At 67.4% G+C, this 17142-nt stretch carries 15 protein-coding genes; 8 read left to right on the plus strand and 7 right to left on the minus strand.

From position 1 onward, the window contains the following. Positions 1–424: 424 nt before the first annotated feature. The 3 genes from IEY07_RS23810 (at position 425) to IEY07_RS23820 (ending at position 2177) form a co-directional block, all read left to right on the plus strand. Entirely contained in the window at positions 425–763 is a 339-nt protein-coding gene (locus IEY07_RS23810; RefSeq protein WP_188898678.1) for an ArsR/SmtB family transcription factor, read from the plus strand. A 2-nt stretch (positions 764–765) separates the two neighbouring features. After that, positions 766–1455: a cation diffusion facilitator family transporter gene (locus tag IEY07_RS23815; RefSeq protein WP_229670617.1), complete on the plus strand. Its 690-nt coding sequence runs from the start codon at positions 766–768 to the stop codon at positions 1453–1455. An 80-nt stretch (positions 1456–1535) separates the two neighbouring features. Then, positions 1536–2177, plus strand: coding sequence for a LysE family translocator (locus IEY07_RS23820; RefSeq protein WP_188898657.1), 642 nt, complete (start codon positions 1536–1538; stop codon positions 2175–2177). Between the two features lie 54 nt (positions 2178–2231). Here IEY07_RS23820 and IEY07_RS23825 read toward each other — a convergent pair whose 3' ends face one another. Next, positions 2232–2900 (minus strand): potassium channel family protein, encoded by a 669-nt coding sequence (locus IEY07_RS23825; RefSeq protein WP_188898659.1) that lies wholly within the window; start codon positions 2898–2900, stop codon positions 2232–2234. Between the two features lie 101 nt (positions 2901–3001). Beyond that, positions 3002–3649, minus strand: coding sequence for a potassium channel family protein (locus IEY07_RS23830; protein WP_188898682.1), 648 nt, complete (start codon positions 3647–3649; stop codon positions 3002–3004). Positions 3650–3893: 244 nt separating this feature from the next. On the opposite strand from IEY07_RS23830, the gene IEY07_RS23835 reads away from it, so the two are divergent. From IEY07_RS23835 to IEY07_RS23850, 4 genes are all read left to right on the plus strand, one after another. Next, the gene (locus IEY07_RS23835) at positions 3894–5885 is read left to right on the plus strand and encodes an APC family permease (protein WP_188898661.1); all 1992 of its coding nucleotides are present in this window, start codon (positions 3894–3896) and stop codon (positions 5883–5885) included. A gap of 41 nt (positions 5886–5926) precedes the next feature. Continuing rightward, positions 5927–7144 (plus strand): class I SAM-dependent RNA methyltransferase, encoded by a 1218-nt coding sequence (locus tag IEY07_RS23840; RefSeq protein WP_229670618.1) that lies wholly within the window; start codon positions 5927–5929, stop codon positions 7142–7144. Positions 7145–7385: 241 nt separating this feature from the next. Beyond that, positions 7386–10193 (plus strand): aconitate hydratase, encoded by a 2808-nt coding sequence (locus tag IEY07_RS23845; protein WP_188898662.1) that lies wholly within the window; start codon positions 7386–7388, stop codon positions 10191–10193. A 120-nt stretch (positions 10194–10313) separates the two neighbouring features. After that, positions 10314–10982: an HAD family hydrolase gene (locus tag IEY07_RS23850; protein WP_188898664.1), complete on the plus strand. Its 669-nt coding sequence runs from the start codon at positions 10314–10316 to the stop codon at positions 10980–10982. A 25-nt stretch (positions 10983–11007) separates the two neighbouring features. Here the strand turns inward: IEY07_RS23850 and IEY07_RS23855 are convergent, their stop codons facing one another. The 5 genes from IEY07_RS23855 to IEY07_RS23875 form a co-directional block, all read right to left on the minus strand. Continuing rightward, entirely contained in the window at positions 11008–12069 is a 1062-nt protein-coding gene (locus tag IEY07_RS23855; RefSeq protein WP_188898666.1) for a Gfo/Idh/MocA family protein, read from the minus strand. A gap of 5 nt (positions 12070–12074) precedes the next feature. Next, positions 12075–12977: a sugar phosphate isomerase/epimerase family protein gene (locus tag IEY07_RS23860; protein WP_188898668.1), complete on the minus strand. Its 903-nt coding sequence runs from the start codon at positions 12975–12977 to the stop codon at positions 12075–12077. A 91-nt stretch (positions 12978–13068) separates the two neighbouring features. After that, positions 13069–14466: an ROK family transcriptional regulator gene (locus IEY07_RS23865; RefSeq protein WP_188898670.1), complete on the minus strand. Its 1398-nt coding sequence runs from the start codon at positions 14464–14466 to the stop codon at positions 13069–13071. A gap of 75 nt (positions 14467–14541) precedes the next feature. Next, complete coding sequence (locus IEY07_RS23870; protein ID WP_188898672.1) at positions 14542–15012, minus strand: HIT family protein; 471 nt, start codon at positions 15010–15012, stop codon at positions 14542–14544. A gap of 72 nt (positions 15013–15084) precedes the next feature. Beyond that, a complete protein-coding gene (locus IEY07_RS23875; RefSeq protein ID WP_188898674.1) occupies positions 15085–16527 on the minus strand; it encodes an MFS transporter in 1443 nt (480 codons plus the stop codon). Here IEY07_RS23875 and IEY07_RS23880 point away from each other — a divergent pair. Continuing rightward, complete coding sequence (locus IEY07_RS23880) at positions 16499–16705, plus strand: hypothetical protein (protein WP_188898676.1); 207 nt, start codon at positions 16499–16501, stop codon at positions 16703–16705. The two genes, IEY07_RS23875 and IEY07_RS23880, sit on opposite strands and share 29 nt — an antisense overlap. Positions 16706–17142 lie beyond the last annotated feature (437 nt).

Here is a 17142-nt window from a genome sequence, read left to right on the forward strand (position 1 = left end):
GACCTCGAACACAGTTGATGGCATACACCATCATCCCACACTGTAAACGAATTAATGACGCACAACACTAGCGGTCGGCGCTCTGCTGCCTGAAGCGGCGGAGACCCACGGCTCGGGATGGACTCCAGTGGGCACGGAATCCACCATCGCTTCGGACAGTCATGCTCACACGATCCTGTCCGCAGGAGGTGCCTTCGCGGGCGTCGGACACGGCCGGGGCGCTGCGGACACCGACGGTGTCGGCTGAATCAGTGAGTAACACGCGGGCGGAGTCCGTCTACGAATCTGAGGGACTCTGGCGGGAGGGCGGGCACGGAACGGGTACGTGTCCCGGTGGCTTGCGGCCCGCAGCGCCCATTGATCAAGGTTTCCTGGATTCAGGATTTCTTGTATCGTTTCCGCTGTGTTGCAGAGTGCTGCTGACATCCCGCTTGGTACTGCGGTTGGTATTGATGTGTTGGCCCGGTTCGGTCGGGCGTTGGCTGATCCGATCCGATGCCGGCTGCTATTGGCATTGCGCGAGGCGCCACGCTATCCGTCGGATCTCGCCGACGAGCTCGAGATCTCCCGGACCCGGTTGTCCAACCATCTCGCATGTCTTCGGGACTGCGGTCTGGTGGTAACGGTGCCGGTCGGCCGCCGGGTCCGCTACGAGCTGGCGGACCGGCGTCTGGGGCATGCGCTGGACGACCTGCGTAGCGCCGTGGTGGCCGTCGCAGCGGACAGCACCTGCCAGGACGCCGAGACCGAGGGGTGCTGCTGATCATGACGATGAATGCCATGGGCGCCGGAGTTGCCGTTGACCCGGTCCGCCGGACGGTGCTGGCCCGCAGGATCCGGCTGATCGTGGCGGCGACGATCAGCTACAACGTGATCGAGGCGATCGTGGCGATCAGCGCCGGAACCGTGGCCTCATCGACGGCGCTGATCGGGTTCGGCCTGGATTCGGTGGTCGAGGTGCTGTCGGCGGCCGCAGTCGCCTGGCAGTTCTCGGCCAAGGATCCCGAGTCACGGGAGAGGATCGCACTCCGCGTGATCGCCGTCTCCTTCTTCGCGCTGGCCGTCTATGTGACGATCGATGCTGTACTGGCGCTGACCGGCGTCCGGTCCCCGGAGCACAGCCTGGTGGGGATTGTGTTGTCGGCGATCAGCCTGGCCGTGATGCCGTTGCTGAGCTTGGCCGAACGGCGGACCGGACGAGAACTGGGCTCGGCGTCGGCGGTGGCCGATTCCAAGCAGACGTTGATTTGTTCCTATCTCTCGGCCGCGGTCCTGATCGGCCTGTTGCTGAACAGTCTCTTCGGGTGGACCTGGGCGGACCCGGTCGCCGGTCTGGTGATTGTGTTCTTCGCCGTCCGCGAAGGCTGGGAGGCGTGGAAGGGTGAGGCATGCACGACGCCGGTCTCAGAACTGACCGGCGAACGCGCCCCCGGCGACCACGACGATTGCTGCTAGGAATCCATCGCGAGGGCCCCTTCCTGGCAATTTGAGGGCTTGGCTCACGAAGCAGGTCCGGGCGGCGCCACAATGGCCTGGTGCTCACCCTCCAACAGGTGGTCGGCATCACGCTTGCCAGTGTCGTGCTGATCGCCGTGCCCGGCCCGAGTGTCATGTTCGTGGTCGGTCGTGCTCTCAGCCATGGCCGCGGCAACGCACTGGCCAGCGTGGCCGGGAACGCGATCGGTTGCTATCTCGTCGGCGCTGCGATCGCCGTGGGGCTCGGTCCGCTGCTGCAACGTTCCGAGACGCTGTTCCGGGTGGTCAAGTGGGTCGGGATCTTGTATCTGTTCTGGCTGGGGATCCAGGCGATCCGTCACGCCGGCCCGCTTGCTGAGGATGCGGAGAACGGTCGGACCGGTCATCAGCCGGCCCGGGCGGCGATCCGGACCGGCGTGATCGTCGGCCTGACCAACCCGAAGACCTTCGTGCTGTACACCGCGATTGTTCCGCAGTTCCTCAACCGGGCGGTCGGCAACACGACGGTGCAGATGTTGGTGCTGGGTGTGGTCCCGCTGGTGATCGGCCTGATCACCGACACCGGCTGGGCATTGGCCGCCGGTCGCGCCCGCACCTGGCTCGCGAAGTCGCCGCGCCGGGTGACGACGATCGGACGCATCGGCGGAGCCTCGATCATCGGAGTCGGCTTGTCCGTCGTCGCCACCGGAGACCACCGGTAGGTCCCTCGACAGGACCCTCGGGCCAAGAGGAGGGGCCGACCACGCCCTGCCGGGTCAGCCGAGCTGGCGCGGCGCCAGCATCGCGGTCAGGTCGTCCTCGCAGTCCTCGGTCGCCACGAACAGCAGTTCGTCGCCCGCCTCCAGCGAGCCGTCCGGATCCGGAGCCTGAGCGCGACCGTCGCGGACGATCGCCACCAGCACCGCATCGCCCGGCAGCCGCAGGTCGCCGATCGGGCTGCCCACCATCGGGCTGCTGGCCGGCAGGGTGAGCTCCACCAGATTGGCACTGCCCTCGTGGAAAGTGAGCAGCCGGACCAGGTCGCCGATCGACACCGCCTCCTCGACCAGTGCCGACATCAGTCGCGGCGTGGAGACGGCGTGGTCGACACCCCAGTCGTCGGTGAACAGCCATTCGTTCTTGGGGTGGTTGACCCGGGCTACCGTCCGGGGTACGCCGAATTCGGTCTTGGCAAGCAGCGAGCTGACCAGATTGGCCTTGTCGTCTCCGGTCGCGGCGATCGCCACGTCGCAGGTGTCGATGCCCGCCTCCTCCAGGGTGGAGAGCTCGCAGGCATCGGCCAGTAACCACTCCGCTTCGGGCAGGGTGTCGGCCTTGATCGCGCGCGGGTCGCGGTCGATCAGCAACACCTGGTGGCCGTTCTCGACCAACTCCGCGGCAATGGACCGGCCGACGTTGCCGGCTCCGGCTATCGTCACGCGCATCCGGCACTCCTTCTGTGGTCCGTGCTGATCGTGATCATCGTCTTCGTGATCATCTGGATGAAGATCATCTGGTGGGGCATCCTGGCTCGGCGGTCCGGTGATCAGTCGGCCGGTGGCGCGGAGGCGAGGATCGCCTCGACCTCGCCCAGGCGCTGGTCCTCGACGGCGATGTAGAGCAGGTCCCCGTCCTGGAAGACCGTGCTGGCAGTGGGGATGATGCCGTCTCCCATCCGGTGGATGAAGGAGACCCGGGTCCGGGCGGCGGCCTCGATCTGGTCGACCCTGCGGCCGACCCAGCTGGCATTGACGTGCACCTCGGCGAGCCGGACGGTGCCGGACGGGTCGCGCCACTGCGGCTCCGAACCCGAAGGCAACAGTCTGCGGATCACCTGGTCGGCCGTCCACCGTACGGTCGCCACCGTCGGGATGCCGAGCCGTTCGTAGACCTCGGCCCGGCCGGGATCGTAGATCCGGGCGACCACATTGGTGACCTCGAAGGTTTCCCGGACAACCCGGGCGGCGATGATGTTGGAGTTGTCACCGCTGGAGACAGCGGCGAAACCGTCGGCCTCCCGGATCCCCGCGCTCAGCAGCACTTCGCGATCGAAGCCCACGCCCTTGACGGTCCTGCCGCCGAAATCGGGACCGAGACGGCGGAACGCCTCGGTGTTCATGTCGACCACCGCGACCGAGTGGCCACGCTTTTCCAGGCTCCGGGCCAGGGTCGACCCGACCCGGCCGCAGCCCATGATCACGATGTGCACTTGGTCTCCTCCGATGCCGGCAGTCGGCGCGGTAGCGATCTTTCCATTCTCATCCTTCTCTCATCCTTGCCCTCCGGCAGCCGTCACGGCAAACCCGTCGCCCGGCCTGGGAGGCGTCGGCCTGCACACTCAAGATCGGCACCGGGACCGGTACTGGCGTCGGCACGTGGATGGGACGCGCCGGTCGTGACCATGGCCGGTTCCCAACCATGGCTTAGGCTTGCGCGACGTGAGTATCGCGGATGTGGGCAAGCGGCTGCTGATCGGCCGTAAGCTCCGCAGTACGCAGCTGGGGGAGACGCTGCTGCCGAAGCGGATCGCGCTTCCGGTCTTCGCCTCCGACGCACTCAGCTCCGTCGCGTACGCGCCCGATGAGATCCTGATCACGTTGTCCCTGGCCGGGGCCTCGGGTTTCGCGTTCTCCTGGAAGATCGGGATCGTCGTCGCCTTCGTGATGACTGTCGTGGTGATGTCCTACCGGCAGAACGTGCACGCCTATCCCTCCGGTGGCGGCGACTATGAGGTCGCAACAGTCAACCTTGGGCCCAACGCCGGGTTGACGGTCGCGAGCGCGCTGATGGTCGACTACGTGCTCACGGTCGCCGTCTCGATCTCCTCGGGCGTCCAGAACGCCGAGGCGGCCTTCCCGTTCCTGGACGGACACGAGGCGCTGGTCGCGGTCCTGGTTGTCCTGCTGCTGATGACGATGAATCTGCGCGGCGTCCGGGAGTCCGGAACGATCTTCGCGGTTCCGACCTATTGCTTCATGTTCGGGGTCCTGGCGATGACCGCGTGGGGCCTGTTCCGGATCCTGGTGCTCCGCACGCACCTGCAGGCGGCGACCGCCCACTGGAGCGTCGTCGGCGACCCGAAATACACAGGGCTGACCGGACTCGCGATGATCCCGTTGCTGGCCCGCGCGTTCTCCTCCGGATCGGCCGCGCTGACCGGTGTCGAGGCGATCTCCAACGGCGTACCGGCCTTCCGCAAGCCCAAGAGCAAGAACGCCGCCACCACCCTGGCGCTGCTGGCCACCATCGCCGTCAGCATGATGATCGGCGTCACGGTGCTCGGCAGGCTGACCGGCCTCAAGTTGGTCGACCCCGGATTCAGTCACTTCGTGCTCAACGGCAGGCCGGTCCACGAAGAGGCGGATACGGCCATCGGCCAGCTCGCCGCCGCAGTCTTCAACAACTTCCAGCCGGGCTTCTACTTCGTCATCGGTGCCACGATGCTGATCTTGTTCCTGGCCGGGAACACCGCCTTCAACGGCTTTCCCGTGCTGGGCTCGATCCTCGGCCGGGACGGCTATCTGCCCCGGCAGCTGCACACCCGTGGCGACCGGCTGGCCTACAGCAACGGCATCCTGCTGCTGGCCGCCGGGGCGATCGTGCTGATCATCGCCTTCGATGCCAGCGTCACCGCCCTGATCCAGTTGTACGTGGTCGGCGTGTTCGTCTCGTTCACCACCAGCCAGATCGGCATGGTCCGGCACTGGACCCGGCTGCTGCGCGACCAGCACGACCGCAGGGCCAGGAACCGGATGTTCCGGGCCCGGGTGATCAACACGGTCGGCGCAGTCTGCACCGGCACCGTGCTGATCATCGTGCTGTTGTCGAAATTCCTCCAGGGCGCCTACATCGCGATCATCGCGATGATCGTGCTGTTCCTGCTGATGAAGGCCATCCGACGGCACTACGACGCGGTCGCCCGCGAGACGGCGATCGACCCCACCGAGGACAAGATGCTGCCCAGCCGGGTCCGCGCGGTGGTGCTGGTGTCCAAGCTGCACAAGCCGACCTTGCGGGCGCTGGCCTTCGCCAAGGCGTCGCGACCCAGCACGCTGGAGGCGATCACGGTCGACGTCGATCCCGACGAGACCGAGCGGCTGGTCCAGCAGTGGGAGGACGCCGGTATCGCGGTCCCGCTGAAGGTGATCGCCTCGCCCTACCGGGAGATCACCAACCCGGCGCTCGAATTCGTCCGCAGCATCCGCCGGGAAAGCCCACGCGACGTGGTGACCGTCTACATCCCGGAATACATCGTCGGCCGCTGGTGGGAACAGTTGCTGCACAACCAGAGCGCGTTGCGGCTGAAGACCCGGCTGCTCTTCACCCCCGGCGTGATGGTGACTTCGGTGCCCTTCCTGTTGCAGTCGTCCACGGCCGGCGAGCGGCGGCTGGCCCGCTCCGATCGGCGCTCCCGCGCGACGGTCCGGTGACCACCAACTCCGATCCCGTCGAAGAGCCGGGGACGGCCAGGATCGCCGAGCCTGTCGACGACCAGGCCGAGCCGCTGACGATCGGCCCGGTGGCCGTCGGCCCGATCGCCCATGGAGGCCACTTCGTCGCCCGGCACGAGGGTCGGGTGGTCTTCGTACGCCATGCACTGCCGGGTGAGCGGGTGATGATCGCGGTCACCGATATCTCGCAACCCAGCTACTGGCGCGGCGACGCGATCGAGATCCTCGACCCGTCACCGGACCGGATCCAGCCGGCCTGCCCGATCTCCGGTCCTGGCGGCTGCGGAGGCTGCGACTTCCAGCATGTGGATCCGGCGGCGCAGCGGCGGCTCAAGGCCGAGGTCCTGGCCGAACAGCTCCGGCGGCTGGCCGGGCTGGAGTTGCGGGTGCCGGTCGAAGAGGTGCCCTTCGACGGTCGTACGGGCGACGGTCGTACGGGTGATGGCCTCGGCTGGCGGACCCGAATGCGCTACCTGTTCGATGACGCGGGGCACCCGGGGTTGCGTGCGCACCGATCCCATCAGGTGATCGCACTGCCGCCCGAGGGCTGCCGGATTGCGGCGCCCGCCATCGGGCGTCCCGCGACCGGGACGACCGGCGGGGAGGTGATCGGCGTCGATGCCGCCGATGGCGTGCACTGGCTGCCCGGCGGCCGGCAGGAGACGATCACCGAACACGCCGTCGGTCGCGATTGGGAGGTGTCGGGCGACGGTTTCTGGCAGGTCCATCCGGCTGCCGCCGACCTGCTCGCGACCACCGTGCTGGAGGGGTTGCAGCCCGATGCGGGGGAGAAGGCGTTCGACCTCTATTGCGGCGTCGGGCTGTTCACCGGCGCCCTGGTGGACGCCGGCTGCCGGGTGATCGGGGTCGAATCCAGCGGCGCAGCTGTTGCTGCGGCGCGCCGCAACCTGGCTGATGCCGGTTCGCGGGCGCGGTTCCAGACCTCCCGCGTCGACCGGGCGCTGGGAGCACCTCGGGGCCGCAGTGCGCTGCCCGGCTCGACCGATCTGGTGGTCCTGGACCCGCCGCGCAGCGGTGCCGGTCGGAAGGTCGTCGAGCAGATCGTACGGCGCCGGCCGCGCGCGATCGCCTACGTCGCCTGCGATCCGGCCGCGCTGGCCCGAGACCTCGGCTACCTGCAGAAGCAGGCGTACGAGCTGGTCTCGCTGCGCGCCTTCGACCTCTTCCCGATGACCCAACACTTCGAGTGCGTCGCGATCCTGCGGCCGAGCAGCTGAGGCAGCCGGCTGTGCGTCGCCCCGTGACGACTCGACCAGTGCTCGCGTAGGCCGAAGTCGTGACACCGCGAGTGCTGGGCCCCAACGCGTCGGAATCGGCTGCGACGAGGTCGGGGTTCGGTGTTCTGTCGGGTGTGACTAGGGTCGGTGCTGACCCGCTCCCGGCGGCATGGCGGTCATCAGGGCGTACGGCCCGGTGATATCTTGACGTCGAGAGAGTTTCGACGACAACGGAGTGACCATGACGAGCGAAGCCACCGGTCCCAGCGTGAACAGCTTCGGTGCGAAGTCCACCCTGGAGGTGGGCGACAAGTCCTACCAGATCTTCCGCCTCGACAAGGTCGACGGTGCGGACAAGCTGCCGTACAGCCTCAAGGTGCTGCTGGAGAATCTGCTCCGCACCGAGGACGGCGCCAACATCACCGCCGACGACATCCGCGCGCTGGCCGACTGGGACCCGAATGCCCAGCCCAGCAAGGAGATCCAGTTCAGCCCGGCACGGGTGATCATGCAGGATTTCACCGGCGTGCCGGCGATCGTTGATCTTGCCACCATGCGCGAGGCGTTCGCCGATCTCGGTGGCGACCCCAACAAGATCAATCCGCTGTCGCCGGCCGAGCTGGTGATCGACCACTCGGTGATCGCCGACGTCTTCGGCACGGCTGACGCTTTCACCCGCAATGTCGAGATCGAGTACGGGCGCAATCGCGAGCGCTACCAGTTCCTGCGTTGGGGCCAGGGTGCCTTCGACGACTTCAAGGTCGTCCCGCCGGGCACCGGCATCGTGCACCAGGTCAACATCGAGCACCTGGCCCGGGTCGTCTTCCCGCGCGAGATCAACGGTGAGACGTACGCCTACCCCGACACCCTCGTCGGCACCGACAGCCACACCACCATGGTCAACGGACTGGGCGTCGTCGGCTGGGGCGTCGGTGGCATCGAGGCCGAGGCCGCGATGCTCGGCCAGCCGGTGTCGATGCTGGTGCCGCGGGTGGTCGGCTTCAAGCTGTCCGGATCGCTGCCCGAGGGCGCCACCGCAACCGACCTGGTGCTGACCATCACCGAGATGCTGCGCAAGCACGGCGTGGTCGGCAAGTTCGTCGAGTTCTACGGACCCGGCGTTGCCGAGGTCCCGGTCGCCAACCGCGCCACCATCGGCAACATGAGCCCGGAGTACGGCTCCACGATCGCGGTCTTCCCGATCGACGACAAGACGATCGACTATCTCAAGCTGACCGGCCGCAGCGCCGAGCAGCTCGCGCTGGTCGAGGCGTACGCCAAGGAACAGGGCCTGTGGCACGCCGACGACAAGGAAGCCGCCTACTCGGAGTACCTCGAACTCGATCTTGGTTCGGTGGTGCCGAGTATCTCCGGTCCGAAGCGTCCGCAGGACCGGGTCTCGCTGAGCCACGCCAAGCAGGGCTTCCGCGAGGTGCTCAACGACTACGTCTCCGAGCCGGAGCAGGGCTACGACGAATCGGTCGCGGAATCGTTCCCGGCTTCGGATGCGCCCAGCCCCGCCAGCGGCAACGGGGCGCCGGCGCCGCGCGATTACGATCACCACACCGGCAATCCGGGTCGGCCGTCCACTCCGACCCCGGTCAAGCTGGCCGACGGCTCCGAGTTCACCATCGATCATGGTGCGGTGACGATCGCGGCGATCACCTCCTGCACCAACACCTCCAACCCCAGTGTCATGATCGGCGCGGCGCTGGTGGCCAAGAAGGCGGTCGAGAAGGGCCTGACCCGCAAGCCGTGGGTGAAGACCACGCTGGCGCCCGGTTCGAAGGTGGTCAGCGACTACTACGAGCGCTCCGGCCTGACGCCGTATCTGGACAAGCTGGGCTTCAACCTGGTCGGCTACGGCTGCACCACCTGCATCGGCAACTCCGGTCCGCTGATCCCCGAGGTCAGCGATGCGGTCAACGAGAATGATCTTGCAGTGGTCTCGGTGCTGTCCGGCAACCGCAACTTCGAGGGCCGGATCAACCCCGACGTCAAGATGAACTATCTCGCCAGCCCGCCGCTGGTGGTCGCGTACGCCCTGGCCGGCACCATGGATCTGGATCTGACCAACGACCCGCTGGGCACCGACGAGTCCGGGAATCCCGTTTATCTGAAGGACATCTGGCCGACCGAGGCGGAGATCGACGAGATCGTCTCGTCGGCGATCGGTGCGGACATGTTCACCGAGAGCTACGCCGACGTGTTCGCCGGTGATCAGCAGTGGCAGTCGCTGCCGACCCCGGAGGGCGAGACCTTCGCCTGGGACAGCGAGTCCACCTACGTGCGTAAGGCTCCCTACTTCGAGGGCATGCCGACCGAGCCCACCCCAGTGACCGATATCGAGGGTGCGCGGGTGCTGCTGAAGCTCGGCGATTCGGTGACCACCGATCACATCAGCCCGGCCGGTGCGATCAAGGCCGACAGTCCCGCGGGGCAGTATCTGACCGAGCACGGCATCGAGCGCAAGGACTTCAACTCCTACGGCTCCCGTCGCGGCAACCACGAAGTCATGATCCGCGGCACCTTCGCCAACATCAGGCTGCGCAACCAGATCGCTCCCGGCACCGAGGGCGGCTTCACCCGGGACTTCACCGTCTCCGACGGCCCGGTGACCTCGGTCTTCGAGGCGTCGCAGCATTACCAGGAGGCCGGTACGCCACTGGTCATCCTGGCCGGCAAGGAGTACGGCTCCGGATCGTCGCGCGACTGGGCTGCCAAGGGCACAGCGCTGCTGGGGGTCCGTGCCGTGATCGCAGAATCGTACGAACGGATCCACCGGTCCAACCTGATCGGCATGGGCGTGCTGCCGCTGCAGTTCCCGGAGGGTCAGAACGCCGAAACGCTCGGCCTGACCGGTGAGGAGAGTTTCACGATCACCGGCGTCACCGAGCTCAACGAGGGCCGTACGCCCAAGACGGTCACGGTCCAGGTCGGCGACGTGAGCTTCGACGCCACGGTCCGGATCGACACCCCCGGGGAGGCCGACTACTACCGGCACGGCGGAATCATGCAGTACGTGCTGCGGTCACTGCTCGCCAGGTAGCAACTGCGCAGCACACTCAGCGCTACTGACAGCACCCCGCGCCGGTCACCACCGGCGCGGGGTGCTGTGTTTCGCACGGGAACGGGATAGATGCCGCGGGCGGATCGCTAGGATCGCCGGGTGCCGGCAGCCTGGGTGTTCTTCGACGTTGATCAGACGCTGTGCGACTTCGCCGCCATGATGCACCGGGCGCTGTCAGCATCGCTGTCCGAGATCGGCAGCCGGTGGCCGGAGCTGTCCGGGCGCTATCGGCCGGATGATCTTGAGGCGATCCGGGATCGGCTCGCGGACGCGTACGGCGACCGCCCGGTGCCGCTGGTCGCAGTCCGGCGGCAGATGTTCGCCGAAGTACTGGCGCCGGTCGGAGCCAGCGCTGCCCAGATCGATGAGATCACCGAGCACTACCTGGCGATCCGGTTCGCCGAGCCGGTGATCTTCGACGACGTACGGCCATGCCTTGAGCTGCTGCAGGGGTCGTACCAGCTGGGAGTGATCACCAACGGCAACTCCAAACTGGACTCACTGGGTCTTGATCACTTCTTCGCCGTCGAGTTCGCCGCCGAGGCGATCGGCTTCGCCAAACCGGACCCGCGGATCTTCACCCATGCTGCCCGGTCCGTCGGCGCCGACCCGGCCGAACTGATCATGATCGGGGACTCGTACGAGAAGGATGTCGTCGCGGCACGAAGGGCCGGCTGGCGCGCCCTCTGGCTGCGGCGCGACACCGGGCCGACGGCGGCAGGGGAGATCGGCGATCTGCGCGCTCTCCCTGCCCTCCTTCCCGGCTGAGCGACGCCCGTCCGAGACACACCAATCAGACGAGGGTGATCTCCTTGCCGGCATCGGCCGAGGTGTAGATGCCGTCGAGGATCTTCATGATCTCCACACCGTGCCAGGCCGGGGCGACGCTCTCCACCCGGCCGAGTGAGGCGTCGACGAAGTTGGCGATCTCGTTGCTGAAACCGGGCTTGAGCTCGAAGGTGCCCGACGAGATCTGCGGCTCGATGTTGATCACCGTGTTGTTCTTCTCGGTGGCGATCTTGAGGTCCGGCTCGAGCTCCGCGCCGCCCTTGTCACCGTAGACCGAGACGTCGATCGAGTTCTTCACCGCGTGCAACGAATAGGAGGTGTCGACCAGCAGCGAGGCGCCGTTCTCGAAGCGCACCACCGCGTTGGCCATGTCCTCGACGCTGTTCTTCGTCGGGTCGTAGTCGGACACCTTGTAGCGCGGGGTGTTGGTGACGTTGGCACGGTTGCCGAGCTTGAAGTAGGTGTTGCCGCTGACCGCGGTCGCCCGCGGGGATCCCATCAGATACCAGGCCAGGTCGATGACGTGGACGCCGATGTCCAGCAGCGGGCCACCGCCGGCGATCTCTTTGTCCGCGAACCAGCCGCCCGGATTACCCATGCGACGGATGCAGCTGGCCTTGGCGTAGTAGACCTCGCCAAGATCACCGGCGTCGATGAAGGTCTTGAGCACCTGGCAGTTGGGGGAGTGCCGGCGGACGAAGCCGACCTGGACCACCCGGTCGTGGTCTTCGACCACCCGCTGCAGTTCCAGTGCCTCGGCATAGGTGCGGCTGATCGGCTTCTCCACCAGGACGTGCTTGCCGGCCTTCACGGCGGCGATCGCCCAGGAGGCATGGGTGTTGTTCCAGGTGCAGATGCTGACGCCGTCGACCTCAGGGTCGGCGAGCAACTCATTGGGATCGCCGTAGGCCCGCTTGGCGCCCCATTTGTCGGCTGTGGCCTGGGCGCGTTCGAGGTTGATGTCGCTGACCGCGACCAGCTCGACATCGGGGTTGTTGATGTAGGCGTCCAGGTGCAACTGGGCGATGCTTCCGGTGCCGATGACACCGATCTTGAACTTGGCCATGGTGATCACGCCTCCGCGAGCAGGCGCTTGGCATTGGCCAGGCCACGTTCACAGCCGAGCAGGCAGTCCTCGATGCCCTCGAACTCGATCGAGGCATAACCCTCGTAGGTCGAGTCCTTGATCGACTTCGCGATCGAGCGGAGATCGAGGTCGCCGTTGCCGACGATCGCGCCGCGCAGGTACTTTCCGGCCTTGGAGCGGAACCAGCCCTCGCCCGGGTTCTGGGTGGCGGGACGGATGTAGAAGTCCTTGAAGTGCACGATCATCGCGTACGGGAGGTTCTGCGGCACCGACAGTGTCGGATCCTCGTCCACGCAGACGAAGTTACCGACGTCGAGGGTGGTCTTGAAGTTCGGCTCGCCCACCGCGTGCACGATCCGGCGGACCCGGTCGGCCGCCTGGACGAAGAAACCGTGGTTCTCCAGGCTTGTCGTGATGCCCTTGCCGGCGGCGTACTGGGCGATCTCCTTGGCTGCCGAGACGATCAGCGGGAACGCCTCCTCGAAGAGGGGCGTGTCGTCGCCCTCGAGACCCTTGTGTGCCACGACGTCGTGGCGCATCAGCTTGATGCCCAGCTGCTCGGCAAGATCGACATAGGCCTTGACCCGCTTGATCTCGGCCTCGGTCTCACCGGCATCGGTGGTGTAGAAGTTCGCACCAATGGCGATGTTGGACAGGGTCACCCCCGCCTGCTCCGCCTTGGCCCGGATCTCGTCCACGTACTGCGGATCCGACTCCAGATTCGGGATCGGCGCATCCGGGCCGTTCTGGCCGGCGACCGCCAGCTCGAGGTGCTCGCCCTCGCTGTCGGCGACCCAGTCGATGACGTCGGGCAACGTCATCTCGCCGGAGCGCAGTTTCTGGGAGAAGCTGTAGCTGCTGAAGCCGAAGCTGATCTTGTCGGTCATGTCCCCTTCTCGGGCCTCGTCGGTGTGGGTCGATGCGATTGGTCATCGGAACACCGGTGGGTGCTTGCGACGATCATTGCGTGCCCGACCATCAGTCTTGTGTCTGGGGGTCTAGTTGCCATATTGATCCCGTGTACTGATCCCAGGTCGACCGCAGCCGGCACCACGGCGGCGGCACGTCGGGGATGCCGAGGATCTGCTGCGAGCCCACGGCGAAGGCGTGCCCCAACGCGCCGGCCTCCGCACCGTCATCCGCCAGTCCGGCAGCGACCAGCGGCGGCGCAGCGGTCAACAGCTCATCGAGGCGGCGGCGCAGCGGATCCAGCAGTACGGCGCCCGAACCCGACAGCGCGCCACCGATCACCACGGCGTCGGGGTCCAGTGCCAGCACGAGCATTGCCAGCCGTGGCGCGATCTCGGCGCAGAAGCCGTCGATCTCGGTGATCGCCCGCTGGTCGCCGGCCGCCGCCCGGTCGAACACCGGCCCGGCGTCGCGGCCGGTGGACCACCTCAAACCGTCGTCGTCAGAGGTGGAAGTCCAGTGCATGCCGCGTTGGGCGCCGAACTCGCCGGCCATCCGGTGGCTGCCCTGCACGATGTGCCCGTCCACCATCACCGCCAGCGAGATCCGGCTTCCGAGCTTGATGAGGATCAGGTTGTCGGCTGCCAGGGCGAGGTGGTGTTCGGCGTAGGCCGCCAGCTTGAGGTCGTTCTCCACGGCCACCGTGCAGCCCAGCCGTCGCGACAGCTCTGCTGCGACGTCCATCCCGATCAGCTCCGGGATCGCGTCGCTGTGGGCCAGTCGCTGATCGTGATCGACGATCCCCGGCAGTGCGAGCCCGACCGCGTTCAGGCGCGGCAGCGGTGATCGGCCCTCCCGGGCGTCATGATCGTTTCCGGACCGGCGCCGTACGGTCTCTGCGACGGCCTCGGCAACCGCGTCCAGGAGATCGTCGGGATCGCCAGGATCCAGCGCTGTCCGGGTGCGGGCGACGACCTGGCCCGAGGCGTCGGCGACCGTGCACCGGATCACGCCCGGTGCCAGCTCGACGCCGGCCACCAGACTGCCGGCGGCAGAGGCGGTGAACCGGCGAGCAGGCCGCCCCGGGGCGTTGCTCTCCGACGGTTCGATGCTGTGCACCGGCCCGGCGGCGATCAGGTCCTGCAGGACCGCCTCGACCGTCGGCCGGGACAGGCCCGATCGGACCGAGAGCTCGGCGACCGTCAGCGGGTGAGGATCGTCGAGGAGGAGTCCGAGGCAGTCGCGTGCGTTGGCGCGGCGGACGGCCGCCGCGGCCAGGTCGGCCACCGACTTCTCGCGGTGCCGGATGGACGGCTTGTGGCCGGCGCGTTGCGCCCGGCGTCGGACGACGGCGAGGTCGACGGGGACATCCTGCCAGGCGTCCTGATTGGTGTCGGTGGTGGTCGTGGTGGCGGGCACGACCGGCGACCGGTAGGGCGTTGCGTACGGGGTTTCCAACTGAGTCATCGGTACCTTCGATCTGGCCGGTGGTCGGATCACGACCCCGGTCCGGTTCTGCGGCTGCCCGTCAGGGCGCCGCAGTCAGGCGTCGTCGGAGTTGACCAGTGCGAGAGCAGCCGCGATGCGGGCCGCATAGTCTGCGGCCTCGCCTGCTGCGTAGCGGGTCCGCGGCCAGAAGAAGCCGCGCAGCCCGTCGCCCTTGGTTCTCGGCACGACATGGAAGTGCAGATGGGGTATCGACTGGCTGACGATCGTGTTGATCGCGCTGAACGTGCCGGTCGCGCCGAGTCCGTCGATCACAGCCAAACTCATCCGACGGGCCAGCCCGAGCATGGGCTGCATCAGGTCCTCCGGAAGCGTCAGCAGGTTGTCGACATGCTGGACAGGGGCGATCAGTACGTGCCCTTTGAACACCGGCCGGTGATCGAGGAAGGCGATCAGCCGGTCGTCGCGATGGACGACTGCGGCGTCAAGATCACCAGCCACGATCTGGCAGATGACGTCGTCGTGGCGATCATGCTCGTGTTCGCCGCCGGCGATCGGATCGGTCATCGGTGTTTCTACCCAACTGCTTGGTGAAGCGCATGGTCGCGCCGCAGGGCGGCGCAGTGAAGGACCGACGCCTCAGTCGGGGGAGTAGCCGGGATCGTAGGTGGAGGCGATGGCGCTCGCGCTCGAGGACCCGTGCAGGAGGGACGAGGTGGGGTGGATCCGGGCGGCCGGCGCGGCAAGGAACGCGTGCTCGTGGCCGGTGCCCGCGGAGGTGGCCGCCGCGGCGACGGCGGGTACGGGGCCGGGCAGCTGGCCGGGCTCGGGCAGCGTGTTGTTGCCACCGGCAGACAGCAACGAGACGCTCGTCCTGTGGGCCCGGGCGCTGCCGTGATGGTCTGCGGCGTGCTGCTGGGCACCGGCCGCGTCGGCCGTCGGCCGTACCAGGATGAGGGCGCCGGCGAAGGCTGACGGGGTGCGGCCGGCGAAGAGACCGGCGGTGGAGCCTGCAGACCGGTGGGGGGCGTTCGATCCGGCCGGCGCCGCGGATTCGCTGCTCGTCCCGACGGTGTCGGTCGCAACCGCGGAGTGCGTCGCGGCAGCAGTCGTCGCGTTGCCCGCAGTGCTGCCGACGCTGGTCCCGGTGCTGCCATCGGTGGCCGGGAGCACGTTCGTCACGGTGCCGGAGATGGTGCCGGTCACGCCGCCGGTCGTCGCTCCCACGATGCCGGTGGCGGCGTCGACGGTCTGCTGGACGGTCGTACCGGCGGTGGCCCCGACAGCGGTCGTCAGTCCGCCGGTAGCAGTACCGACCGTGCTGACCGTTTCGCCGACGCCGGTGATCGTGTCACCGACACCGCCCAGGACGGCTCCGACAGCTTGGCTCCGATCGCCGCCGAGCGCAGCGACCGTACGGCCTGTGCTGCTGACCACTCCGCCCGTCGATCCGACGATCGCCGTGCCGGAACCGACGACACCGGTGACCTGACCGACCTCGGAGCCGACGGCCGATCCGAGGTCGGCCGGGTGGTTCACCGAGCTGATGATCTTGGTCGTACCGTCCAGTGCGCCGGCGGCCGCGACGCCGGTACCACCGACGCTGTGGGTCAGGGTGCTCACCGACGCCGCTTCGTCGTCGAGACCACCTCCGGTCAGCTGGTGCACATCCTGCGCCACCGGATCGGCAGCCGACCCGATGCCGCTGCTGACCCCACCGACGGTAGTGGCCGTCGCGTGAACGATGCCGTTGAGCGCCGTGATGGTCCGGTCGACCGGCTGCTTCCCGGGCTGCGTCGACGGATGGTCGACGGCCGTTCGGTTGTGATGCTTGGCTGCCGACGGCGACTTAGTCGACTTCGTCGCCCGGTGCTGAGTGTTGTTCGGCGCGGTCTTCTTCGGCGCTGCCGTCTCCGGCGCTGGCGTCTCCGGCGCTGCCTTCTTGGACGCCTTGGTTGCGCTGGTCTTGGTTGCGCTGGTCTTGGTTCCGGTGCCCTTGGTTCCGGTGCCCTTGGTTCCGCTGATCTTGGTCGAGCTCTTCGTGTCGGATGGTTTGTTCGCAGTCGATCCGGACGGCTTCACCGATCCGGACGACTTCGTGGGCGTGGTTTTCGCGGGCGTGGTCTCCGGCTGGGTCGTCTTCGAGGCCCCGCTGCCGGACTTCGTGTCGCTGGACTTCGTGCCAGTCGGCTTCGAGTCGTTCGGAGGCTTCTGCAAGGACCGGGTCCACGAGCGGTGGTCGCTGCTGGCCCTGTCGTGACTAGGGGTATGAGCCCGCTGACCGGTTCCCAGGACTCCCTGGACAGTGCCCGTCAGGGCCGATCCGAGGCCACGGACGACGCCCAGCGGATCGGTGCCCGAAGGCCGACCCGTGTCGGCCGATGCCATTGAGCTGGACCAGAACAGCGCCGCACCGGCGCAGAGAATAGTCAGGATCGCCATCCGGACCAAAGAGCGCACAGCTGTCGCGGGGCGTCCCTTGCCGGCGGGCTCGCCCTGCGATTCCTGGGTCTGGTACGGCATCACAGCGATGTCCGTAGATTAGAGGATGCAAGGGTCTTTTCGAAACCTCCTTGTCACGGGCAGTTTCTGACCTGGGCCGCCTCCTGAGTCGGTTCGAGACTCTGGTCGTAGCCGCACCAGATGCTGCGAGCCGCACCGTGTGTGCAGGGTGCGGCTCGCAGTTGGTGGTGGGTG

This window comes from Microlunatus endophyticus (assembly GCF_014646195.1).
Lineage (GTDB): Bacteria > Actinomycetota > Actinomycetes > Propionibacteriales > Propionibacteriaceae > Microlunatus > Microlunatus endophyticus.